Origin of the sequence: Nocardioides sp. NPDC057772 (assembly GCF_042798075.1) — a bacterium.
Classification (GTDB): Bacteria; Actinomycetota; Actinomycetes; order Propionibacteriales; family Nocardioidaceae; genus Nocardioides.
This window is the reverse complement of record NZ_JBHVKN010000069.1, coordinates 1-23,576: the sequence shown is the minus strand read 5'-3', so window position 1 is coordinate 23,576 and position 23,576 is coordinate 1. Positions and strand designations below refer to the sequence as shown.

Here is a 23,576-nt window from a genome sequence, read left to right as displayed (position 1 = left end):
GGACCTGTGCCTCCATCTGATCCGCACCGACCACGGCCAGCACGCCGCCAACACCATCGCCCGGAGTTCACCTTGAACTTGGCGTGACCGATGTTCACGACCGTCTTGGTGCCCTTGGTCGCGTCGAGGAGCGTCAGCCGCAGGGCGACGACCTCAACCAGGTTCTTGCTGCGCTCGACGACGACCTTGGTCTCGATCTTGGCCAGGCCGGGGATGTCGACGCGGGAGAGCGCCGACTCGAGCTGAGCGAGGGAGACCTTCTGGTCGCCGACGTAGATGTCGCCGAACTTGGTGCCCGCGATGGACGTCGAGGCGCCCTTGCCCTTGACGAACTTGGCGTTCGCCTGGGCGCGGATGGCCTCGATGCGGATCGCGCCGTCGCCGATGTTGACGCTGGCGACCTCGCCGAAGGTGTAGCCCTCAGCGGTGGTCTTGGTCTGGTTCGAGCGCTGACCGCTGGTCAGGCCCTTGACGTCCAGGATGTCGCCCGCGTTGCCCAGCGGCACGCCGGCGATGGACTTGGTCTTCAGCTTGCCCTTGGTGCCGGCGCAGCCGGCGTTGGTCAGCGGGTTCTTGCCGATCTGGACGGCGCCGCCGAGGGCGGTGGCGTCGATGGAGTTGGAGAAGCCGCGGAAGGTGGCGGTGAAGGCCTGGCCGTTGATCTCGGCACGGGAGCGACCGACGATGACCTCGGAGTCGCTGCCGTGGAGCTTGATCCAGATGCCGTTGGCGTAAGCCTCGGCGCCGTCGGCGTTGGTCTTCTCGACGGTGTTGCCGATGCCGATGGTGGCGATGCCGGGGATGACCAGCGGCTTGTCACGGCCGGGGACCGGAAGGTCGATCTTCTGGCCGGGGCCGGCCGGGTCGAGGACCACGTGGGCGATCTTGGCCTTGGAGTCGGCCTTGTAGCCCTTGCCGTCCCACCAAGCCTGGGAGACCGAGCTCAGACCCTCGACGGTGACCTTGCCCAGCGGGCTCTTGTCGAGCACGACGTCGGCGATCTTGTGCTCCGAGATGGACTTGACCATGTCGCCGGACTTGATCGTCCGCTGCTTGGTGGTGGTCGCACCGATCGTGCCGATGCCGGGCACCTTGGCGCCGGCGGTGTTGTTGCTGACGTTGTGACCGGCCTTACGGGTGCAGCCGATGGTCTGGTAGCCGAGGTCGCCCGAGTTGGCCGGGATGCTTCCGCCGGTGACGCGGGTGCCGAAGCCGCTCGCGAACATCCCGAAAGAGGTGTTCGTCAGCGCGGCCTGTGAAGGCGCCGGCACAACCAGAACTGCGCCGACGACGGCGGCAGCGGCTGCGGACAGCGCAAGCGTACGGATGCTTCGCATTGTTTGTTGGACTCCGATTCTGCGGTGGGGATCCCCCAAGATCCCCGCAACGGGGCCGTGCCACCTGCCAGATCCGGGGGAACCTGGCGCACTCCCGAGTTAAGGGGTGGCACATCGGGCAAACGAGAGAAAACCACGGAAGTTATCGGGACGGAGGTCCTATTTCTGAATGACCCGTCCTGGCCACCCTCAGCCCACCCGGTCACAAGCAGACGGGCCGTGACCTCAGGATGAGGTCACGGCCCGTCTGGGGCAGGCGTTGACTACGGGGTCAGGTCGAGACGGATCCCGGTCAGTCCGTCGACGACACCGGTCACCGTGTCGAGCACCGGGGCCACCACGTTCTTGCCGAGCGAGGGCTGCGCCGGCGGAGTCGGCTCCGGGGTCGGCTCGGGCTCGGGCTCCGGCTGCGGCTCAGGGGCCGGCTCCGGAGCGGGTTCGGGGGCCGGCTCCGGAGAGGGCTTCGGCTGCTTGTCCGCCAAGGTGTCTCCGCTGCGCGGAGCGGAGATCGACCCGCTGGCGGCGTGGGCGCCGCCGTAGTTATCGGCGCTGGAGGGCGCGTCGTAGTCGCCGTTGGAGTGCTTGCCGGGGGTTGCCCGTCCGGCGGTGCGGGAGAACAGCGAGGTCTCCTGCGGGGCGATGACCCCGGGGGCGCTGATGACCTGCTGGACGTCGGTGTCGCTGACCACGGGAACCGCGTCGTACGGGTCGGCCTGGGTCTTGACCTGCTGGGTCTGGGCCTCGGGGTCCGTGCCGACGTTGGCCTGGGCGAAGGCGCCGATGCCGGCCGAGGCGATCGCCATCGCCGCGAGCGGCAGGAGCACGGTCTTCTTGTGCCGGTTGCGGCTCGCCGGAGCCGGGCGCTGGTCGACGGACGAGCCGTCCCGGTTGGGGACCTGGGCCGCGGCGTACGGCGGCATCGCGGGGTTGGCGAACGTCACGGGCCCGGCCGGGTGGAACTGCTGGGCCGTGTAGGGGCTCGGCTGGTAGGCGTAGCGCGGCAGCTGGGCGTGGGAAGGCATCGGGTGCTGGTAGGCGGGCCGCGGCGGCTGGAAGAAGCGGGCGTCGGGGTGCCGTGGGGCGACCGTCGGGCGGGGCTGCGGCTGGTAGGGCGTGTAACGCGGCCGCGCCTGCTCCGGGGATCGGTTCGTCTTGGGAGTGTTGAACCACGACTCGGTCGCCGGCGACAGCCCCTCGAGAGCGCGGTTGGCGATCTCGAGGGGGTCGGGCGCGATGTCGTTCGTGGGGCGCATCTGTGGGGCGGGGTGTCGAGCCGGCGTGGGCGGGACGTTCGAGTGGTCCCCCGTCGCGGGCCGACGATTCGCTTCAGTCATCTGACGCTGTCTCCTGAGCGCGTAGCGAGTGTCGGTGGTGTCGCGCAGCACGTAACGGAACCAGAATCTCGACTGCTTGTCACCTTCTTCTCGGAAAAAAGTTACTGACAAGCCCAAATGAGGGGAAGGAGTAACAGCGAAGATACGGCCCTGGGTATATTCGAGCTGCTGATTACAGCGCTGCGATGGCTTCGGCGATGCTCAGTGTGCGCCGCGCGGACTCGACGTGGAGGTTCTCCACCATCTTGCCGTTGTAGGTCACGACGCCGCCGTCGCTGGCCTCCCAGGTCTCGATGAGACCCTTGGCGTCGGCCACTGCCTGCTCGCTCGGGGCGAAGCCGGCGTTGGCGGCCTCGACCTGGGACGGATGGACCAGGGTCTTACCGTCGAACCCGAAGATCCGCCCCTGCTCGACCTCGGCCGCGTAGCCGTCGGCGTCCTTCACATTGTTGTAGACGCCGTCGAGGATGACCTTGCCGCTCGCGCGCGCGGCGAGCACCGCGAGCTGGAGCGACGTGACCAGGTTGGCGCGGGCGGGGACGTGGTCGACGTACAGCTCCTTGACCAGGTCGTTCGTGCCGAGGACGAGCACTGTCAGCCGCTCCGATGCGGAGGCGATCTCCTCGGCGTGGAGAATGGCGTACGGGCTCTCGATCATCGCCCAGAGCTTGGTCTTCTCCGGGACGCCGGCCTTCTCGAACGCCGCGACGAGGTCGAGCACCTGCTGGGGGCTGTTGACCTTGGGGACGACGATGGCGTCGGGGGCGGCCTTGGCGGCGGCGGCCAGGTCGTCGGCGTGCCACTCGGTGTCGGCGCCGTTGATCCGGATGGTGAGGTACTTGTTGCCGTACTCGCCCGACGACACGGCGGCAGCCGCGTTCTCGCGGGCCTCCGGCTTGGCGTCGGGGGCGACGGCGTCCTCGAGGTCGAGGATCAGCGCGTCGGCGGTGATCGTCTTGGCCTTCTCGAGGGCGCGCGTGTTGGAGCTCGGCATGTAGAGAACCGAGCGGAGGGGGCGGAAGGTCGTGTCGGTCATCTCAGTCCTCGATCTCGATCGCGTCGTAGAGCTCCTTGAGCTTCGGGTCGATGGCGGCCAGCTCCTCGGCGAGGTCGACGAGCACCAGGCACTGCTTGAGCGAGGCGTCGTCCTCCATCTTGCCGTCGAGCATCACCGCACCGGTGCCGTCGCCCATCGCCTTGACGACCCTGCGGGCGTGCTTGATGTCCTCGACGCTGGGGGAGAAGACGCGGTTGGCGATCTCGATCTGCTTCGGGTGGAGGCTCCAGGTGCCGACGCAGCCGAGCAGGAACGCGTTGCGGAACTGGTCCTCGGCCGCGACCACGTCCGTGATGTCGCCGAACGGGCCGTAGTAGGGGTAGATCCCCGCCTCGGCGCAGGCGTCGACCATCTTCGCGATCGTGTAGTGCCACAGGTCCTGCTGGAAGACCGTGCGGTTGCCGTGGATGTCGCCGTCGACCGGGTCCTGGCGGACGAGGTAGCCCGGGTGGCCGCCGCCGACGCGGGTGGTCTTCATCTTGCGGTCGGCCGCCAGGTCCGCGGGGCCCAGTGAGATGCCCTGCATGCGCGGGGACGCGAGGGCGATCTCCTCGACGTTGGCCACGCCGCGGGCGGTCTCGAGGATGGCGTGGATGAGGATCGGCCTCTGTACGCCGCCCTTGGCCTCGAGCTGCGCGAGCAGCCGGTCCACGTAGTGGATGTCCTCGGGGCCCTGCACCTTCGGCACCATCACGACGTCGAGCTTGTCGCCGATCTCGGTGACCAGGGTGATGAGGTCGTCGAGCACCCACGGGGAGTCGAGGCTGTTGATCCGGGTCCAGAGCTGGGTCTTGCCGAAGTCGGTCGCCTTGGCGATCTCGACCAGGCCCTCGCGCGCGGCGACCTTGTTGTCGGCCTTGACGGCGTCCTCCAGGTTGCCGAGGAGGACGTCGACGGTGCCGACCATGGCCGGCACCTTGGCCGCCATCTTCGGGTTGGACGGGTCGAAGAAGTGGATCGCGCGACTCGGCCGTGCCGGGATCTCCCGCAGCGGTGCGGGGGCGCCCACCGCCAACGGCGCGAAGAAGTCCTTAGGGCTCTTGTGACTCATGCCGGTCACCCTAACGGCCGGGGGTTACCCGTCGGTAGGTGTCTCGGCTTGTAACGATCACGACCGGCGTCGGGCGGGGTGCTCCTTCGGTACGCGGGCGCCGTGACGGATCCGGGTGCCGGCATCGAAGCCGGCGAGGACGGAGCGCACCGTGGTGCGGAGCTTGCTGGGGTTCTTCCGGTAGTTGGTCATGACTCCATCGTGGTCGAGGTGAGCCGGTTCGAGGAGTGGCAGGATTGACTATAAATGATAGATTCTTGCCATGCCTGCGAAGCCGTCCATCGCCATCCCGATCGTCGACGGGATGACCCTGTTCGAGATCGGGATGCCGCTCGAGGCGCTCGGCTACGACTGGGACCACGACGCCAGCCCGCTCTATGACGTGGTGCTCTGCGGCGACCTGCGCGGCGTCCGTGTCCACGGTGGGCCGCGGCTCACGCCGCAGCGGCCGATGACCGCGCTCGCCGAGGCCGGCACCGTGCTGGTGCCCGCGATCCGGCCTGGGGAGCCGATCAGCTCGACCCTGCTCCGGGAGCTCCGCCGGGCCGCCGAGGCCGGAGCCCGGATGGTGTCGCTGTGCACCGGTGCCTTCGCCCTGGCCGAGGCCGGGCTGCTCGACGGCCGCCGGGCCACGACCCACTGGCGGTGGGCGGAGCTGTTCCGGCGTACGTATCCGGGGGTCGAGCTCGACCCGCGGGCGATCTACGTCGACGACGGTGTGCTGACGAGCGCGGGCTCGGCCGCCGGCCTGGACCTGTGCCTCCATCTGATCCGCACCGACCACGGCCAGCACGCCGCCAACACCATCGCCCGCAATCTGGTCATCGCCTCGCACCGCGACGGCGACCAGGCCCAGTACGTCGCGGCCGACCCGCTCACCGAGCAGGCCCACTGGCTCGACGAGCTGCGCACCTGGCTCCGGGCGAACCTGCACGAGGACGTCACCCTCGAGCGCTTGGCGGCGGCCGCCGCGGTCTCGCCCCGCACGCTCGCGCGCCGCTTCGAGCGCGACCTCGCCACCACCCCGATGCGCTGGGTGAGCGCCGAGCGGATCGCGGTTGCCAAGACTCTCCTGGAGACCACGGACCTGCCCATCGACCGGATCAGCCACGAGGCCGGCTATCTCTCCCCGGTGACCTTCCGGGCCGGGTTCACCTCGGAGGTCGGGGTCACCCCTGGGCGCTACCGGGCCCGGTTCACCGCTCAGACGGTCTGAACGACGACACTCGTCTGATGTCGCGGTCAGCGATATTCGCTGGGCCGGGTCGATCGGTGGTGGGAGGCTGCCGCAAGGTCAGGTGACAACGACAGGAGACACTGATGTCCCTCACTCGCGTACACAACTTCTCGATCTCCCTGGACGGCTTCGGGACCGGCGAGCCGCAGACCCTCGAGACGCCGTTCGGCCATGCCGGCGAGCGTCTTCACGAGTGGATGTTCGTCGACTCCACGGGGGTCGACGGCCTCTTCGCCAGGCAGTACGAGACCGGGATCGGCGCCGAGATCATGGGCGCCAACAAGTTCGGCCCGCCGGGATGGCACGAGGACCCCGAGTGGAAGGGATGGTGGGGCGACAACCCGCCCTACCATCACCCGGCCTTCGTGCTGACCCATCACGAGCGCGAGCCGATCGAGATGGAGGGCGGCACCACCTTCTACTTCCGCGCCGCGACACCCGCCGAGGTCTTGGAGGAGGCGCGGGCAGCGGCTGATGGACAGGACGTGCTGATCGGCGGCGGCGCCACCGTGGTGCGCGACTTCCTCCTGGCGGACCTGATCGACCACATGCACGTGGCAGTCGTCCCGATCGTGCTCGGACGCGGCGTACGTCTGTGGGACGGTCTCGAGGAGCTCGAGTCGACCTTCGACATCGAGTCGGTCGCCTCGCCCAGCGGCGTCACCCACCTCACCTTCTCGCGCAAGGGGTGAGACTCAGCGGCGCCGCTGCCACCAGCGGCGCTTCTTCTCCTGGGTGGTGGCACGGCGGCTCCTGGCCGCCTCCACTCGGGCGGCGCGGCGCTCGCGCCAGGCGGCCAGGGTGGCGTCGACGTCGCGCGGCATGGTGATCAGCGGCGGCCCCTCGGGGGCGCCGTAGCGGGCCGCGATGACGCGCTCGTTGAACTCCTCGACGATCCGGCGGGCGCCGTCCTCGGTGGTCTGGGTGTCGAGGAGGTCGTCGAGCTCGGCGTCGTCCTTGCGCAGCTGGACGGACCGGGGGAGCACCACGATCTGCTCGCGCTCGACGAGCTGCTTGATCCACCAGTCGGGATCGTGGTCGCGGTCGAGGTTCTTGATCGGCTTGCCGGCGCCGGGCAGGTTGTCGAACTCGCCGCGAGCGATGCCCTGGCGCACCACCTCCTCGACGTAGAGGCGCTGCTGCCGCATCCGATCGGCGGCCGCGGCCCTCGACTCCGCCTCGTTGATCGGTTCGGCGTGCACCTCGGTGAACTCTTCGTCGGGATCGGTCATGGCGACACCTCCTGATGTCGACCACTTTACCGAGCCGATGACACATTGTGAAACCCTTCACAAGGTGTCATCGGCTGGTGCAGCGCGTGCCAGGAGCAGCAGCGCTCCCGCCAGGGCAGCAGCCAGACCGCACACCGCCCACACCGTCAGGTAACCCGACAGTGGCGCCTTCGCCTCAGCTCCGATCGACCCGGTGGAGGCCAGCGCGATCGCGAAGACGGCCGAGGCGATCGCCCCGCCGACGGTCTTGGTCGCGTTGGTCATCCCGGTCGCGAAAGCGGTGCGTGACGTCGGAGCGGCCGCTGCGGCAGCAGCCGGCAGCGACGCCACCAGGGCGCCCGAGCCGAGGCCGATCACGGCCATGTTGAGCAGCGCCTGCCCGGTCGACCCGTGGAGCGGCAGCCACATCAGATAGCCGAGCGCCACCAGGAAGCAGGCCACCGCCTGCGACCGCATCGGCCCGAGGAACCGCGCCCACAACGGCAGCGTGAACGCGCCGAGCGCCATCGTGATGACGTACAGCGCGATCAGCATCGACACGAACGACGCGTCCGCACCCAACCCGTAGCCCGTCACGGCGGGGTCCGTCCGCGCGAACGTCGACAGCGGGATCTGCGCCCCGAGCACCGACATCCCGAACAGGAACGCGGTCAGCTGGATCGGCCATTGCCCCCGAGACACGAGCAGCCGTACGTCGATCAGGGGCTCGCTCCGCCGCACCTCGACCTTCCAGAACGGCCACAGCGCTGCCAGCCCCAGCACCACCAGACCCCAGGCGAGGAGGGAGCCGGCGCCGAGGACACGTACGCCGATCAGGCCTGCCATGACCAAGCCGAGCACCAGGGTCAGCACCCCGAGCCCGGCCCAGTCGAAGCTGCTCTCTGCCGGGGCGGCAGGACGGTCGGACTCGATCCCGAGCGCGATCACGACGAATACGGCGGTGACGCACAGCGCCGGGATGGCCAGGATCGCTGCCATCGGCAGTGCTCCGACCAGAGCGCCGGCAGCAACGGCGCCGATGATCACCGAGATCTCCAGCGCTCCGACCAGGATGCCGGCGGCTTTGCGGGTGAGCGCCGTGTCCCCGTTCGTACGCCGGTGGACGATCGCCACCTCGAGCGGCAGCCAGATGACGTAGGCGCCCTGGATCGACCAGGCGACCAGGAATGAGCCGAAGTCGGGAGCGATGACGGTCCACCAGGTCGCCGCCGCGGTCAGACCGGTCGCCAGCAGGAGCACCTTCTTGTGGCCGATCAGGTCGCCGAGCCGCGCCAGCGGCGGCACGCACAGCGCGGAGACGATCAGCTGCCCGGCCTCCAGCCAGTTGAGGTCGGCGTCGGAGACGCCGAGGTGGTCGGCGAGGTCGGAGAAGATCGGGGTGTAGTAGCCCTGCAGGATGCCGCTGGCGAACTCGACGGCCACCAGGAAGCCGACGATCACCCAGATCCCGCGCGCGGCCTTCTCCAGGCCGGTGCTCTGGCGTTCAGCGGTCACAGCGACTCGATCAACCTTCGGTAGAAGCGGATGCCGTCGAGGTAGTCGTCGACCCGGATGTTCTCGTCGGCGGCGTGGATGGTGGCCCGCTGGGCTGCCGTCATCCGGAACGGTGCGAACCGGTAGACCCGGTCGCAGATCTCGTAGAAGAAGCGGGAGTCGGTTGCCGCCATGACGGTGTAGGGGGCCGGGACCGCCTCCGGGAAGACCTCCGTGATGGCGTCGGTGATCTTCGCGAAGGCCTCGTCACGAGGCGAGACCGGGGACGGCTCGCCCGCGCGGACGACCTCGATCTCGACCTGCCTGTCGCCGATCGCGGCCCGCAGCCGCTCGACGACCTCGGCGACCGTCTCGCCGATCATGATCCGCAGGTTGACCCCGGCCGAGGCGGCGGAGGCGATGACGTTGGCCGCCGGGCTGCCCTCGAGCGTGGTGATCGCGACGGTGGTGCGGGTCAGCGCCGCGGGTTCGGGCCCGAGCCGGGGCAGCAGCCGGGCCAGCGCCGGCGCCAGCCGGCCGGCGTTGGCCAGCACGGGCCTCAGGGGCTTGGCGGCGTACGGCGCGATCTGCTCGAACATCTCGACCGTCGGCGCCGGCAGCTGCACCGGCATCGACATCCGGTCGAGCCGGGTGATCGCGCGGGCCAGCCGGGCGGTCGGCCCGTTCTGCCGTGGGGTGGAGGAGTGGCCGCCGTCGCCCGTCACCCGGAGGCGTACGTCGGTGGTGCCCTTCTCGGCCACGCCGACGACACCGACGGGAGCGGCGACGCCGGGGAAGGCGTCGAACGCGACCGCGCCGCCCTCGTCGAGTACGAACCACGGCTCGACGCCCTGGGTCCGCAGCTCCGCGACGGCCGCCCGGGCGGCCGCACCGGTCGTCTCCTCGTCGGAGCCGAACGACAACCACACGTCGTACGCAGGCGTGCATCCGTCGGCGAGGAGCCCCTCGACCGCGGCGCAGATGGCCACCAGCTGGCCCTTGTCGTCGAGGGTGCCGCGCCCGTGGATCACGCCGTCGACGATCTCGCCGCCGAACGGGTCGTGCGTCCACTCGCCGGCGATCGGGACGACGTCCTGATGGGCCATCAGGACGACCGGCTTCTCGGGCGAGGCGCCGGGCCAGCGGAAGAGGAGCCCGTGCCCGCCGACCGGGGTGAGGTCGAGGGTCGCGTGGAGCAGCGGGAAGTGCTCGCGCAGCGCCTCGTGGAGCTGCGCGAACGCCTCGGCCTCCCCGGCTGAGCCGTCGTTGACGGTCGGAGCCCGAAGTGCGGCCTGAAGTGCGGCGACGGGGTCGAGTGTCATGACCGAAACCTAGTCGGTCCCGCTCGATGCGGATGAGGTTGTTGCCGACTCCGTCACCAGTTTGTGGCGCCCCCGGGCAGCCTCACGTCGCGCGGGTGGATGACGTAGGTGATCCCGTCGGTCGAGGTCTGCCAGACCCGCTCGAAGTTCTCCCGGGTGTAGACGTTGCGCACCTCGTCGTTGGAGTCGTGGTTGGGGTCGTAGACGATCGGGTCGCCCTCGGCCGTGAAGCCGCCGATGACCAGCAGGTGGCCGCCGGTGCCGTAGCCGGCCTCCGGCATCTCCTCGCGCTCCCAGCTGGCCGAGACGACCAGCGGGAAGCCGGCCGCGACCAGGGTCTCGGCCTCGACCAGCGAACGCAGCCGGGTCACGACACCGTCCAGGCCCCAGCGGCCGGCGTAGGCGGTGTTGAACGGCCAGTTGCCGGCGCCCTCGTAGGCGTAGTCCCAGGTGTTGATCGCGGCATAGGCGACCTGCGGGTCGCCGTTGGGCGCCTCGATGCCGTCGAGCTCGCTCGCCGGGACCTCGTGACCCCAGTGGTACTGCACCATCGTCGTCGACGTCGGCGAGCACCAGACCTGGCCGCCGCCACCGAACTCCGGGTATTCGCCGCGGTGGATGTTCTGGCTGAACGGCGGCACCCCGAGGTCGACCGCCCGGTCGAGGGTCGGCGTGCTGGTGCCGGGGTAGGCGGAGTCGGGCAGGTATTCGTTGGTCAGCGTCGCGACCGACCGCAGGCTCGGCGAGACGGTCGAGCCCTCGGGGCGCAGCAGGGTGACCCGGGTCTGGAACGCCTCGGGCTCCTTGCCGGTCCTGGCGACGTAGGTGTCGGTGTAGAGCGCCGCGTCGGTGTCTCTCTGCCCCTCGACGGAGGTGCGGTGGATGTCGCCCGCGGCGAAGTCGTCGCCGGCTGTCCAGCGGCCCATCACGAACCACTTCGTCCAGGTGCCGTCCGCCTTGCGTCCGCGGAACCGGATCTCGGCCCAGGTGCCGGTCGGGGTGTCGACGTCCCACGAGGTGATCGACTCGTCGATCGCGTACCCGGTCGTGACCACGGGCGACGTCCAGGTGCCGAGCTCGTACGTCTTCGCCGAGCCGTCCCCGAACGGGTCGATGTAGGTCGTCGTCTCGGTGCCGCGCCCGATCCGGAGCGTGCCGTGCCGGTCCGGGCGCAGGTTGCTCGACCTGCCCTTCGCGAAGTCCTCGAGGCTGTTCCAGCGGGTGAGGGTGATATCGGTGGGCTGGGTCTCGGGCCCGGCCGCGTGGACCGGAGTCGTGGGCGAAACCAGGACGGCTGCGGCGGCGAGGGCGGCGACGTACGCAAGGCGGGACCGAGATCTCATGTCGGAACGCTATTCCTCCTCGGAGAGCGCGGCCACGACAATTCGTCGGTGTCGGCTGGCATCCTGGTCGGCGTGAACAACTTCGCATCCGACGGCTGGTTCAAGGACGAGTTCCACAAGAGGTATGCCGAGTCGGCCAAGGAGATCGGCCGGTTCAACCTGGCTGTGTTCGGCAAGACGGGTGTCGGCAAGTCGACGCTGGTCAACGCCGTCTTCGGGGCGGAGGTCGCGAAGACCGGTATCGGCGAGCCGGTGACCAAGGAGTCCACGCTCTACCTGCACACCAGCGGCTTCTTCGGGCTGCTCGACACCCAGGGCCTGGAGATCGGCATCGAGGGCGACCGGGTGATCCGCGATCTGGCCAAGCTCATCCAGGACCGGCGCCGCAAGCCGCAGTCGGAGCAGATCCACGTGGCCTGGTACGCCGTACGTTTCGCCGACCGCCGCTTCGAGGACACCGAGGCCGCGTTCATTCGCAAGCTGGCCGACCTGGGACTTCCGGTGGTCCTGGTGATGACGCAGGTGCCGACGTCCCCGACCGGCGCCTACCACCCGGACGCGGTCGAGTTCGCCCAGCAGATCGACGCGCGCGGCCTGCCGGTGCACGGGGCCCGGGTCTACCTGACCAACGCCAAGGCCGACGAGTTCTCGGGCCAGCAGGTCCACGGACTGCAGGAACTTGTTGATGCCACCTTTCGATGCGCGCCTGCAGGCGTCGAGGAGGCCCTCACCGCGGCGCAGAGGGTGGATCTCAAGCGGAAGCAGGAGCAGGCGAACACCGTGATCGCGGGCGCCGCGACCGCGGCCGGCGCGGCCGGTGCCACCCCGATCCCGTTCTCCGACGCGGTCGTGCTGGTGCCGATCCAGCTCGGGATGATGGCCCGTATCTCGGCCATCTACGGCATCGAGGTCGACAAGGCGGCGATGGCCTCGATCGCCGCCACCGCGGCCGCCACCCAGGCCGGCCGCACCGTGGCCGGCAATCTGCTCAAGATGGTCCCCGGCTTCGGCACCGTCGGCGGCGGCGCGATCAACGCCACCGTCGCCGCGGGCTTCACCGGTGCCATCGGCGCCGCCTGGTCGGCCGTGTGCGTCAGGCTCGGCGAGGGCAAGCTCCGTGGGGTCAACGGCGCGCTGGACACCGAGAGCATCCGGTCGTTGTTCCTCGACGAGCTGAAGAACCAGATCTCGCGGCTGAAGCTCAACGCCAAGGAGAAGTGAGGCGCATGCCTTGATGGAGGAGCCGGGACCGGTTGGAGGCGCTCCCCGGGACGGCTACGACGCCGAGTCGACCACAACCCCCGAGCGGGGTCACCCACATCACCTTCGACCGAAAGCGGCGCTGACACCACTAGGGTTCAGGCGTGGCCAGCTTCCTCTCACTCCCGCTCCTGCAGACGCCGCGCGCCCGGATCGCGCGCACGGTCCGGGCGGTGACCGGCGGTCCGAGCCCGTTGACCGACCGCACGGTGCTCATCACCGGAGCGAGCTCGGGGATCGGCGAGGCCACCGCGTACGCCGCCGCCCGGAGGGGTGCGCATGTCCTCCTCGCCGCGCGCCGGGCCGACGAGCTGGCGCGGGTTCGCACGGCGGTCGAGGGCGAGGGCGGGCGAGCATCGACGTACGTCGTCGACATGGCCGACGGCGACTCGATCGATGCACTGGTCGAGCGGCTGCTGGCCGAGCACGGCGCGGTCGACTACCTGGTCAACAACGCCGGCCGGTCGATCCGGCGGTCGCTGGAGCTGACCCACGACCGCTTCCACGACTTCGAGCGGATGATGGCGGTCAACTACTTCGGTGCGGTGCGGCTCACGATGGGCCTGCTGCCGGCGATGCGGGCCCAGCGGTTCGGCCACGTGGTCAACATCGTCACCTGGGGCAACCAGATCAAGGCACCGAAGTTCGCCGCCTACATCGCCGCGAAGTCGGCGCTCGACATCTTCGGTCGGATCCTGAGCCGCGAGACCTACTTCGACAACGTCACCTACACGAACATGCGCGTCGCCATCGTCCGGACGCCGATGATCGCGCCGACCGCGGAGTACGAGGGCCGTGGTGAGAGTCCCGAGGAGTGCGCCGAGCGGGTCGTGCGGGCGCTCGAGGACCGGCCGGTGACGGTGAACGGTGCGTTCGGCTCGGTCTTCGAGATCCTCAACATCGCCGCGCCCCGACTGGCTGATCTCGCGATGGCGGTCTCCCACAGGCGTACGCCGGATTCTGCTGCGGCCCGTGGAGTGGATGTTCATCTAGGTATGCAGCGGAGCATGCACTTCCCAAGCGGAGCTCCACGAGGGGAGTGATGGTTCGTCTGCGTACCTAGACGAACATCCACCCGGATCACCCCGCCCGGCGCATCGCCCGAAAGAGCCGTTCGATCGACTCGGCGGGGCGGTCGTAGTCGGACCAGATGAATCGGATCATCGCCGACCTGGTCAGCTCACGCAGCTCGTCCTCTCGGCGCTTCTCCTCGAACACCACGTCACCCGGGTTCTGGCCAGGCTCGAGCAGCCTGCCGTACTTGATCTTTCCGTCGAACTCGCCGAGCAGCCCGTATTGCGGCCATGCCCAGTCCGTGATGCCGGCGAGTGTGCCGTCGGGGCGGCGCACTTCGTACTGCAGGAGGGGCCGGGGAACGCCGTAGCGTTTGAACATCGCCGTGCCTCGCGACTCACCGACCGAGCCTGACCGCCCGTCGGCGTAGGGCAGCACCGTCCCCACACGGCGCATAAAGGGCCAATGCTCCATGATCGAGTATGCAGCGTCGAGCTGTTCTCGGTTGAACCTCTTGCTCCGCAGACCTGAGTCGAGCAGACACCACGCCGCCTCGGTGTCGATGCGTGATGCTGTCTCGAGTACGCACCGTTCCGGGCGCACCACCCGCTGACCTTCCACCTCGATGACGTCGTCGTGACCGATGAACCCTTCATGGTGCACAACGTCACCCTCGATCCGGCCCGGGCCTCCGTCGAGCCGGGTGACGTGCACGCGGTCGAGCGGTATCCGCCAGAGGTCGATGTCGTGGCGTACGACTCCTGACGCGTGGCTCAACGCCACATTCGGCCCGAGCGCGTGGAGCACGGCGCTGGAGCGCACGCGGTGACGGCCGACGTCGTCGAGCTCCGCCCATGCGGCCGCAGAGGCGTAGGCGCCCCTTCTGATCCGGTGCCACTCCTTGCGTCGAACCATCTTGGTGATCTCGCGGTCGGCGTAGCCCGCCGCCTTGGCGTGTTGTGTCGTGAAGAAGCCGGCTCGTTCGACGGCAAGGTCCAGTTCATCCATGGCCCGACCGTCGCCCGGTCGCGACTGCTTTTCCAGCCCGACCCAGGCGCGTGTGGATAACTCGTGCGCGAGAGGCTTATGTGGATGGTCAGCGGCCCGGGGGATGTTGGTCTAGGTACGCAGCCGAACCGTCACTCCCCTCGTGGAACTCCGCTAGGTAAGTGGATGCTCGTCTGCATACCTAGACGAACATCCCCCTCACCACCGGCCGCGGTGGACGACCTCCTCGAGCGGCGTGCGCCTACGGCGAGTGGGGGAGCCCTTGGCACCACCGGGGGCGGGGTGGCCGATGGTGACGGCGCCGATGGGGTCGAACTCGTCGGGGATGTCGAACGCCTTGCGGACCGCGGCGTCGGACTCGGGAGGGATCCCGAAGTAGAGCGCGCCAAGGCCCTCGTCGACCACCGTCTGCAGGATCAGCATCGTCGCCATCGCGGTGTCCATGTGCCAGAACGGCATCGGCCAGCGGGACTCGTCGCGGTCGGTCCAGCCCTTGTCGGGCTGCGCGTAGCGGTCCAGGTAGGCGGCCTTGGAGGAGCACGGGATGACGATCACCGGGGCCGTCATCATCCCGGTGAGCCAGCTGTCGGGGTTGTCCACGTCGGCCGTGGCCTCCCAGTAGCGGCGTACGTCCTCGGGGGTGTCGAGCACGAGGAAGGCCCAGCCCTGGGAGAAGCCCGCCGACGGCGCCCGGGTGGCGTTGTGCAGGATCCTGTCGAGCACCTCAGGGTCCACCGGATCGCCGGTGTAGCTGCGGACCATCTTGCGGCGGCGTACGACCTCGGAGAACTCCATAGGCCCAGTCTCTCGTCTAAGGCGCTCGGGCCTGGGCTGAGGTCGGAAAGTAAGGCGCGCGACCGATCCGAGAACCTACCTCAGCGGAGGAGCCTTCTCGTTGTCAGCAGGACATCCCAGCAGGGCGACACAGCAGGAGATTCAGATGTACACCAGCGTAGGTTACGAAGCAGAGGTCAAGTACCGCCGCCAGCAGATCCAGAAGGACCTGGCCAAGCGCCAGCGGGCCACCGAGGCCCGTCAGACCCGACGCAACCGCACCCGCTGAGATGCGGGCGCAGGACCGACAACGCCGAGCAGGAGAGATCCGGCTCGGCGTTGTTCCATGTCCGGGGCACGGCGGTTCCGCCCCCTCGGCCGACGCGATGTTGTCCGATGGCGCGATGATTGCGCCCATGGCGCAGAGTGCCGAGAGGCTGGTCGGACGTGACGCCGACCTGGAGACGCTGACGGGTCTGGTCGGGCTGCCCGGTCCGGACGGCACGGCTCAGCACGGTGAGGGCAAGCATGTCCTTCTCGCCGGCGACGCCGGTGTCGGGAAGACCCGGATCCTGCGCGAGCTTTGTGCCCGCGCCGCTGCGGCCGGCAGGCAGGCGCTGGTCGGGCACTGTCTCGACTTCGGCGACAGCGCCGAGGCCTACCTGCCGTTCACCGAGATCCTCGACAGCATCGCCACCGCGCTGCCCGACGTGGTCGCGCAGGTCGCCGACGTACATCCAGCGCTCCTGCGGATGGCGCCCGTCGCCCGTGCGCTCGGCGGGGCTGACACCGCCGCGCAGGAGGCGCTCGACCGAGGCAACCTCTTCGCCGCGATCCACGCCCTCCTGGAGCGCGCCGCCGAGAAAGCGCCCGTGCTGGTCGTGGTCGAGGACACCCACTGGGCCGACCAGTCCACCCGCGACCTGCTGACCTTCCTGTTCACCCGGCCCTTCGACGGCCCGGTGACGATCGTCGCCTCCTACCGTGCCGACGACCTCCACCGCCGCCACCCGCTGCGCCGCCAGCTCGCCGAGTGGACCCGGCTGCCGTCGGTCGAGCGGTTCCATCTCGGCCGTCTCTCTGACGACGACGTACGCATCCTGGTCGGTGAGCTGGCCGGTGAGCTGGCCGGTGAGATCGCCGACGGGTTCGACGTCGAGAGCGTCGTACGCCGCGCCGACGGCAACGCCTTCTTCGTCGAGGAGCTGGTGCAGGCCGCGGGTGCCGACGAGCTTCCCTGGGACCTCGCGGACCTGCTGCTGATCAGGCTGGAGCAGCTCGACGCGACCGCGCGCGAGGTGGTCGACACCGCCAGCGCCGCCGGCCGCGACGTCAGCGACGAGCTCCTCGAGGCCGTCGCCGGCCTCGACCGCGCCACCCTCGACTCCGGGCTGCGGCAGGCGATCGAGCGCGCCATCCTGGTGCCGCGCGAGGACGGCTACTACGTCTTCCGGCACGCCCTGCTCGGGGAGGCCGTCTACGACGACCTGCTCCCGGGGGAGCGGGTCCGGCTCCACCAGCGGTACGTCGAGGCGCTGAGCAGCGACCTCTCGACCGGCAGCGCCGCCGGACTGGCGCGCCACGCTCGCCTCGCCGGCGACCACGAGACCGCGCTCAGCGCCGGGATCGCGGCTGGTGACGAGGCCGCTGCCACCGGTGGCCCCGACGAGGCCTCCCAGCACTATCAGCAGGCGATCGCCCTGCTCGCCGGCCGGGCCGGCTCCGACCAGGACACCCAGCGACTCGTCGACCTGGTGGTCAAGGCCAGCGACGCGATGGTGGCCGCCGGCCACGCCGACCGGGCCGGGAAGCTGGCCCGCGAGCAGCGGGAGTCGCTCCCCGCCGACGCGCCCGGGCTGTGGCGCGCTCAGCTGTTGACGGTCGAGATCGAGACCAGCTTCGCCTACGTCAACGACGTCCGGGTGGGGGAGCTCGCGGAGGCGGCGATGGCCGCGCTGCCCGACGACGCCCCACCGATCGTGCGGGCGCGGCTGCTCGCGGCGTACGCCCGCGAGCTGATGATCGCCCGCCGTCACGACGCCGCCGAGGCGGCCGGTCGGGAGGCGCTGGCGCTGGCCGAGGAGCACGGCCGGACCGGCCTCGCCGCCGAGGTGGCGGTGACGCTGGCCGGGTCGTGGGGGCGCCCGCCCGAGCCGTACATCGAGCCGCTGCGTATGGCTGTGGCGCGGGCCGCCAAGGTAGGCGCGCTGCATCCGGAGCTGCGCGGGCGCATCCAGCTCGGCTTCGCCCTCGACGCCGCCGACCGCCTCGAGGAGGCCGGCGAGAACTACCGCAGCGCCTATGAGCTCGGCGTGGAGCGGGGCGTCCCGTGGGCGCCGTACGCCTTCGATGCCCGCATCGCCTGGCTCGACCATCTGCACGCCACCGGGCGCTGGGACGAGGCCCTCGCGCTCACCGACGCGTACGGCATCCCGCCGGCGCTGTGGCCGTGGCTGGAGTCCAAGCGGCTGATGATCGAGCAGGCCCGCGGGGCCGACGTCGGCGCGGAGGCGCGCCGACTGCGGCCGTCGTGGAAGCAGGAGGTGGCCACCGCCAGCGAGTCGGTGCCGGTGGAGATCAGGGCTGCCGGGGCGCGCGGGGACGTGGACGCGGTGGTCGAGGCCTACGACGCCGGCGTCGGGGCGCTCACGGCCGGCTGGGGGCAGTGGTTCGGTGCCCATGCCCGGCTCTCGGCGATCGCCCTCGGTGCGATCGGCTCCGTGATCCCGGCACTCCCCGTCGGGGAGCGGCTTCAGGTCATGGCGCAGGTCGACCGCATCCTCGAGGCAGGTTCACGGCCCGTCGGGTCGAAGCGTCCCTGGGGGCTCGAAGGTCAGGCGTGGTCGGCGCGGTTGCGGGCTGAAGGGCTCCGCGCCCACTGGCTGGCCGGCATCACGGTCCCCGACCGGGCCGAGCTCGTCGAGGCCTGGCGCGAGACCGTGACTGCCTTCCAGGCCTTCCCGCACGTCCACGAGCTCGCCTGGTCCCGCGTCCGGCTCGCCGAGATCCTCCGGGCCGGCGGTGACACCGCCGGGGCGCGTGAGCTGGCCGACCAGGCGCGGGAGACCGCGAAGCGACTCGGCGCGCAGCCGTTGCTCGACCACCTGCTCACTCTCGGCACCACCCCGCAACGGTCGGCGTCCGGACCCTCCGGCGACCTCACCGCCCGGGAGAGCGAGATCCTGGCGCTGGTGGCGGCCGGGCGGAGCAACGGCGAGATCGGCAAGCAGCTGTTCATCTCCACCAAGACCGTCTCGGTCCACGTCTCCAACATCCTGGCCAAGCTCGGCGCCTCCGGGCGCACCGAGGCGGCGGCCATCGGACGCCGTCGGGGGCTGGTGGAGTGACCTTGATCACGGGCTCCTGAGGCACTCCAGTCGCACGCCTAAGGCAGGCGCCTCATGCGTGGCGCTACCTCAGGAGCCGAGTCTGGAGGCATGACCTACAGCAACCAGATCAGCTACGACGCCGAGCTGACGTACCGCCGTCAGAGCATCCGCCGCGCGACCGAGGCCGACCGTCTCGCCCGCCAGGTGAAGCGCCGCCGCCCGCGCCGCATGGACTCGATACACAACTGAGTCCTCGGAGGTCGGTAATGCGGGAGAATCCCGGGCCCGGAGGCGCGATGATAGGGGACATGGCGCAGAGTGCTCGGTCCTTCGTTGGTCGCGACTCCGAGTTGCAGACCCTCACCGGGCTGCTCGGAGTCGCCTCGGCCGGTTCGTCCGGTGCCCGGCGCCAGCACGTCCTCCTCGCTGGCGACGCCGGCGTCGGCAAGACGCGCCTGCTCACCGCGCTGCGCGATCGTGCCGTCACCGACGGCTGGCAGGTCCACGCGGGACACTGCGTCGACTTCGGCGAGAGCGCCGTGGCGTACATGCCGTTCTCGGAGATCCTCGACCGGGTCGTCGCGGACCTGCCCGACGTGGTCGAGCGGGTGGCGGCCGACTATCCAGCGCTGGCCAGGCTGAGGCCCGTACGCCGCGTGATGGGCGCCAACCAGGGGGCCGCACCGACCGGCACCGACCGTGGTCAGCTCTTCGACGCCGTCCACACCCTCTTCGAGGCGGCGGCCGAGAAGGCGCCGCTGCTGGTCGTGGTGGAGGACACCCACTGGGCCGACCAGTCCACCCGCGACCTGCTGACCTACCTCTTCACCCGCCCCTACGACGGCCCGGTCGCGATCGTCGCGTCCTACCGGGCCGACGACATCCACCGCCGCCACCCGCTGCGCCGTCAGGTGGGTGAGTGGGGCCGGCTGCCCGACGTCGAGCGGATGGTGCTCGAGCCGCTGTCCGACGACTCGGTGCGGCTGCTGGTCCACGAGCTGGCTCCCGGCAAGGTCGACGCCGAACGCGTCGTGCGCCGCGCCGAGGGCAACGCCTTCTTCGTCGAGGAGCTGGTGCAGGCCGGCTGCGACGAGGACCTCCCGGTCGACCTCGCCGACCTGCTGCTGGTGCGTCTGGACCGGCTCGACGGAGCCGCCAGGAGCGTCGTCCGCACCGCCTCGATCGCCGGACGCCGGGTCACCCACGAGCTGCTCGCCGCGGTGACCGAGATGAAGAACGACGAGCTCGACGACGCGCTGCGCACCGCGGTCGAGCAGAAGGTGCTGGAGCCGACCGGCTCGCGCTACACGTTCCGCCACGCGCTGCTCGCCGAGGCGGTCTACGACGACCTGCTGCCCGGCGAACGCGTCCGCCTGCACGCCCGCTTCGCCGAGGTGCTGAAGGAGACGCCGGGCCTGGGGGCGGCCGCGGAGCTCGCGCTGCACGCCAAGCACGCCGGCGACCTCGCCACCGCGCTGCGGGCCCGCATCGCCGCGGCCGAGGAGGCCCGCAGCGTCAGCGGCGTGGGCGAGGCCGCCCACCACTACGAGAAGGCGCTGGGTCTCGCTGCCGATCCGAAGGTCACCAAGGCTGCGGCGATAGACCTCGACCGGGTCTACGAGCGCGCGGCCGACACGCTCATCCTCGCCGGGCTGCCCGCGCGCGCCGACGCGATCCTGGCCGAGCGGCTCGACGCCATCCCGGCCGGCCCGTCGGTCGGGCGTGCGCTGCTGCTGGCGACCCGGGCCGAGGCGGCGCTGCTCATGGAGTACGGCGACCCGCTGACCTACTCCAGCGATGCCATCGCCGCGGTTCCTGAGGACGCTGAGCCGAAGGTGCGCTGCGCCGTCCTCGCGATCCGCACCCGCACCCTGGTCACCTATCGCCGCAGCGAGGAGGCCGAGGCGGTCGGGCTGGAGGGGCTCGAGATCGCCGAGCGCCACAGCCTCACCAAGCTCGCCTCCGACATCGCCACCAGCCTCTCGATGCTCAAGGTCCGCACCGGCCGGGCCGCCGGCGACAAGGTCGAAGGCTTCCGGCAGGTGCTGCGCGAGACGGTCGACCAGGCGCGGCGGGTCGGGTCGACGTACGCCGTCAGCCGGGGGATGTTCACGCTCGGCCGCTCCTACGACGAGGCCGGTGACTTCGCCGAGGCGCTGCGGTGCTTCCAGGCGGTCGTCGACGAGGCCGGCGGGGAGTCGCTGCAGTGGTCCCCGTTCGTGGCAGCGGCCCGCACCGACATCGTCCGCATCCAGATGATCCTCGGCGAGTGGGACAAGGCGCTCGCGCTGGCGGGCGGCAACGATCCTGATGCGCCGCCGATCCCGGTCGCGCTCCTCGGCACCCTGCGGATGATCATGGAGCAGGCCCGGGGCGCGTCGGTCGGCCATGCCGCAGCGGCGCTCCGTCCCTTCTGGGACGAGGAAGGCCTGATCGCCCTCTACGGTGCCAACATCGAGATGGTCGCGGCCGCTCGGGAGGGCGATCACGAGGCCGTGTTCGCAACGTATGCCGACGTCGTCGAGAAGCTCTCGGAGTTCTGGACCGAGTGGTTCGGCGGCCGGGTGCGGCTGGGGGTCGTCGCCACGGCCGGGATCGCGGACATGCTGCCCTCGATCCCCGCCGCGCAGTGGCCGGCGCTGGTGGCGAAGGTCGACGGCCTCCGCGCCGACGGCGAGCAGGTGGTCGCGCAGTATCAGCCCGGCGAGTGGGGCCCTGAGGGCCAGGCCTGGTCGGCCCGTCTCGAGGCGGAGGTGCTCCGCGTCCACTGGCTGGCCGGCATCGACGCCCCGTCGCAGGAGTCGCTGTTGGCGGCCTGGGCCCGGGCCGAGCAGCTGGTCGAGGCCTACGGCGACGTTCCGGGCCTGGCCGCCGTCCGGACGACGTACGCCGCCATCCAGCGCGCCACCGGCGACGTGGCCGGCTCGCGGGTGACCGCCGACAAGGCCCGGGAGACCGCGAAGCGGCTCGGCCTGCAGCCGTTGCTCGACGAGCTGAAGGCGCTCGGCGCGACGGCGGTGAAGCAGCAGCAGGCGACGTCGACGGCGCTCACCCCGCGGGAGAGCGAGATCCTGACGCTGGTGGCCGCCGGTCGCAGCAACGGCGAGATCGGCAAGCAGCTGTTCATCTCCACCAAGACGGTCTCCGTGCACGTCTCCAACATCCTGGGGAAGCTCGGGGCCGGGAGCCGCACCGAGGCGGCCGCCATCGCGCGCCGCCAGGAGCTGATCAGCTGATTTCCTGGTGCGCGATGTGAACGTGTGGCTGAATTGTCACCATCATCACGCGTCGATGGGGACGACGGTTGTGGCGGCACGCTGAGGAGCAGATGTGAAGCAGGGCGGGCAGCACCCGATCACGGCCGGGATCACGGCGCTCGCAGCGGTTGCGGTCGGAGTCGGGTTGATCGTGGGGCTCGTGATGTTCGTCGGTGTCAACATCATGGGCCTCGGCGACGGTGGCTCCAGCGAGGGGGCCACCGATCCCGACGCCGGTGCCTCGCTCTACGCCCCGTCGCCGAAGCCGACCAAGACCGCGACCGGCCCCGCGATCACCCTCCGCGCCTCGCCCACGAGCGCGCCCGAGACGAAGGCGGGCTCGTCTTCCGCGAGCCCGTCGTCGTCGACGTCGGCCGAGGAGAAGCCGGCGAGGAAGGAGATCACCCTCCAGGCCGGCACGGTCCGGGCGGAGCCGATGGAGCGGATCGACATCGGCGGGATCTACCCCGGCGGTGAGGGCGCCATCCTCCGCCTGGAGCGCAACGACGGTCAGGGCTGGGAGGAGTTCGGCATCCCCGACGTACCGGTGAGGGGCGAGCAGTTCTCCACCGTGGTCCAGTCCGGCCGGCCCGGAAAGCACAAGTTCCGGATGAAGGACGTCGACACCGGCATCTTCTCCAACGTGGTGAGCGTGACGATCGGCTGAGGCTGGAATAGGCCTGGACCCGGTTGGTTGTATGGGGACATGACGGTTCCCACGATCAAGCTCAATGACGGCACTTCGATCCCGCAGTTCGGTCTCGGCGTCTGGCAGGTCCCCCAGGACGAGACCGAGCAGGTGGTGAGCCAGGCTCTCGAGGTCGGCTACCGCCACATCGACACCGCGCAGATGTACCAGAACGAGGCCGGCGTCGGAGCCGCGCTGAAGAGCGCCGGCCTCGCCCGCGAGGACGTCTACGTCACCACCAAGCTGAACAACTCCCAGCACGACCCGGCCAAGGCGAAGGCATCGCTCGAGAAGTCCCTGGAGCTTCTCGGCCTGGACCGGGTCGACCTGTTCCTGATCCACTGGCCGCTCCCGACGCAGTACGACGGGACGTACGCGAAGACGTGGGAGGCGCTCGTCGGCCTGCGCGAGGAGGGCCTCACCACCTCCATCGGCGTCTCCAACTTCCAGCCCGACCACCTCGACAAGATCGTCGCCGAGACCGGTGTCGCGCCGGCGGTCAACCAGATCGAGGTCCACCCCTACTTCGCCAACGAGGCCGCCCGTGCGGCCACCCAGGCCCACGGTGCGCAGGTCGAGGCGTGGTCCCCGCTCGGCCAGGGCGGCGGCGAGCTCACCGACCCGGTGGTCGCCGAGATCGCCTCCGCGCACGGCAAGTCGCCCGCTCAGGTGCTGCTGCGCTGGCAGATCGACCGCGGCGACATCGTCTTCCCCAAGTCCGTACGCCGCGAGCGGCTCGAGGAGAACCTCGCGATCTTCGACTTCGAGCTGAGCACCGACCAGGTCGCCGCCCTCGCGGCCCTGGACAAGGGGGAGGCCGGCCGCACCGGCCCCAATCCCGACACCTTCGACTGGATCCC

21 protein-coding genes are annotated in these 23,576 nt (G+C 70.2%); 10 read left to right on the top strand and 11 right to left on the bottom strand.

Annotated elements, in window-relative coordinates; all coding sequences use genetic code 11:
* The 5 genes from ACFVJS_RS13695 to ACFVJS_RS13675 form a co-directional block, all read right to left on the bottom strand.
* Positions 1-1,337, bottom strand: a 1,337-nt coding sequence (locus tag ACFVJS_RS13695) for a choice-of-anchor P family protein (protein ID WP_378880827.1), incomplete at its 3' end; no start/stop codon positions are given.
* Between the two features lie 263 nt (positions 1,338-1,600).
* Positions 1,601-2,590: a hypothetical protein gene (locus tag ACFVJS_RS13690; protein WP_378880825.1), complete on the bottom strand. Its 990-nt coding sequence runs from the start codon at positions 2,588-2,590 to the stop codon at positions 1,601-1,603.
* A 253-nt stretch (positions 2,591-2,843) separates the two neighbouring features.
* Positions 2,844-3,707: an HpcH/HpaI aldolase/citrate lyase family protein gene (locus ACFVJS_RS13685; protein WP_378880822.1), complete on the bottom strand. Its 864-nt coding sequence runs from the start codon at positions 3,705-3,707 to the stop codon at positions 2,844-2,846.
* Position 3,708: 1 nt separating this feature from the next.
* Positions 3,709-4,779, bottom strand: a complete 1,071-nt coding sequence (locus ACFVJS_RS13680) for an HpcH/HpaI aldolase/citrate lyase family protein (RefSeq protein ID WP_378880818.1) — start codon at positions 4,777-4,779, stop codon at positions 3,709-3,711.
* Positions 4,780-4,836: 57 nt separating this feature from the next.
* Positions 4,837-4,971, bottom strand: a complete 135-nt coding sequence (locus tag ACFVJS_RS13675; RefSeq protein WP_378880816.1) for a hypothetical protein — start codon at positions 4,969-4,971, stop codon at positions 4,837-4,839.
* 70 nt (positions 4,972-5,041) lie between these two features.
* On the opposite strand from ACFVJS_RS13675, the gene ACFVJS_RS13670 reads away from it, so the two are divergent.
* Both ACFVJS_RS13670 and ACFVJS_RS13665 read left to right on the top strand, forming a co-directional pair.
* Positions 5,042-5,995: a GlxA family transcriptional regulator gene (locus ACFVJS_RS13670; RefSeq protein ID WP_378880813.1), complete on the top strand. Its 954-nt coding sequence runs from the start codon at positions 5,042-5,044 to the stop codon at positions 5,993-5,995.
* Between the two features lie 104 nt (positions 5,996-6,099).
* On the top strand, positions 6,100-6,708 hold the full coding sequence (locus ACFVJS_RS13665; protein WP_378880810.1) for a dihydrofolate reductase family protein: 609 nt from the start codon (positions 6,100-6,102) through the stop codon (positions 6,706-6,708).
* A 3-nt stretch (positions 6,709-6,711) separates the two neighbouring features.
* On the opposite strand, the gene ACFVJS_RS13660 is transcribed toward ACFVJS_RS13665, so the two are convergent.
* The 4 genes from ACFVJS_RS13660 to ACFVJS_RS13645 are packed head-to-tail and all read right to left on the bottom strand — an operon-like array spanning position 6,712 to position 11,386.
* Entirely contained in the window at positions 6,712-7,248 is a 537-nt protein-coding gene (locus ACFVJS_RS13660) for a DUF1992 domain-containing protein (protein WP_378880808.1), read from the bottom strand.
* Between the two features lie 57 nt (positions 7,249-7,305).
* Positions 7,306-8,742, bottom strand: a complete 1,437-nt coding sequence (locus ACFVJS_RS13655; protein WP_378880807.1) for an MFS transporter — start codon at positions 8,740-8,742, stop codon at positions 7,306-7,308.
* Positions 8,739-10,043, bottom strand: coding sequence for a M20/M25/M40 family metallo-hydrolase (locus tag ACFVJS_RS13650; protein ID WP_378880805.1), 1,305 nt, complete (start codon positions 10,041-10,043; stop codon positions 8,739-8,741). Before ACFVJS_RS13650 ends, ACFVJS_RS13655 begins: the two co-directional genes overlap by 4 nt.
* Positions 10,044-10,096: 53 nt before the next feature.
* Positions 10,097-11,386 (bottom strand): C39 family peptidase, encoded by a 1,290-nt coding sequence (locus ACFVJS_RS13645; RefSeq protein WP_378880803.1) that lies wholly within the window; start codon positions 11,384-11,386, stop codon positions 10,097-10,099.
* A gap of 48 nt (positions 11,387-11,434) precedes the next feature.
* Between ACFVJS_RS13645 and ACFVJS_RS13640 the strand changes: the two genes are divergently transcribed.
* Both ACFVJS_RS13640 and ACFVJS_RS13635 read left to right on the top strand, forming a co-directional pair.
* On the top strand, positions 11,435-12,607 hold the full coding sequence (locus ACFVJS_RS13640; protein ID WP_378880801.1) for a GTPase family protein: 1,173 nt from the start codon (positions 11,435-11,437) through the stop codon (positions 12,605-12,607).
* A gap of 143 nt (positions 12,608-12,750) precedes the next feature.
* Positions 12,751-13,689, top strand: coding sequence for an SDR family NAD(P)-dependent oxidoreductase (locus ACFVJS_RS13635; RefSeq protein ID WP_378880798.1), 939 nt, complete (start codon positions 12,751-12,753; stop codon positions 13,687-13,689).
* Between the two features lie 37 nt (positions 13,690-13,726).
* On the opposite strand, the gene ACFVJS_RS13630 is transcribed toward ACFVJS_RS13635, so the two are convergent.
* Entirely contained in the window at positions 13,727-14,668 is a 942-nt protein-coding gene (locus ACFVJS_RS13630; protein WP_378880795.1) for a type IV toxin-antitoxin system AbiEi family antitoxin domain-containing protein, read from the bottom strand.
* Positions 14,669-14,866: 198 nt separating this feature from the next.
* On the bottom strand, positions 14,867-15,463 hold the full coding sequence (locus ACFVJS_RS13625; RefSeq protein ID WP_378880792.1) for a nitroreductase family protein: 597 nt from the start codon (positions 15,461-15,463) through the stop codon (positions 14,867-14,869).
* A gap of 145 nt (positions 15,464-15,608) precedes the next feature.
* Here ACFVJS_RS13625 and ACFVJS_RS13620 point away from each other — a divergent pair, with 145 nt between their 5' ends.
* The 6 genes from ACFVJS_RS13620 to ACFVJS_RS13595 form a co-directional block, all read left to right on the top strand.
* Positions 15,609-15,731: a hypothetical protein gene (locus tag ACFVJS_RS13620; protein ID WP_378880789.1), complete on the top strand. Its 123-nt coding sequence runs from the start codon at positions 15,609-15,611 to the stop codon at positions 15,729-15,731.
* A 127-nt stretch (positions 15,732-15,858) separates the two neighbouring features.
* A complete protein-coding gene (locus tag ACFVJS_RS13615) occupies positions 15,859-18,789 on the top strand; it encodes an AAA family ATPase (RefSeq protein ID WP_378880787.1) in 2,931 nt (976 codons plus the stop codon).
* Positions 18,790-18,879: 90 nt separating this feature from the next.
* On the top strand, positions 18,880-19,020 hold the full coding sequence (locus tag ACFVJS_RS13610; protein WP_378880784.1) for a hypothetical protein: 141 nt from the start codon (positions 18,880-18,882) through the stop codon (positions 19,018-19,020).
* A 59-nt stretch (positions 19,021-19,079) separates the two neighbouring features.
* Positions 19,080-22,007 (top strand): AAA family ATPase, encoded by a 2,928-nt coding sequence (locus tag ACFVJS_RS13605; RefSeq protein WP_378880781.1) that lies wholly within the window; start codon positions 19,080-19,082, stop codon positions 22,005-22,007.
* A 94-nt stretch (positions 22,008-22,101) separates the two neighbouring features.
* Positions 22,102-22,695 (top strand): hypothetical protein, encoded by a 594-nt coding sequence (locus ACFVJS_RS13600; protein WP_378880778.1) that lies wholly within the window; start codon positions 22,102-22,104, stop codon positions 22,693-22,695.
* A 39-nt stretch (positions 22,696-22,734) separates the two neighbouring features.
* Positions 22,735-23,576, top strand: an 842-nt coding sequence (locus tag ACFVJS_RS13595; RefSeq protein ID WP_378880776.1) for an aldo/keto reductase, incomplete at its 3' end; no start/stop codon positions are given.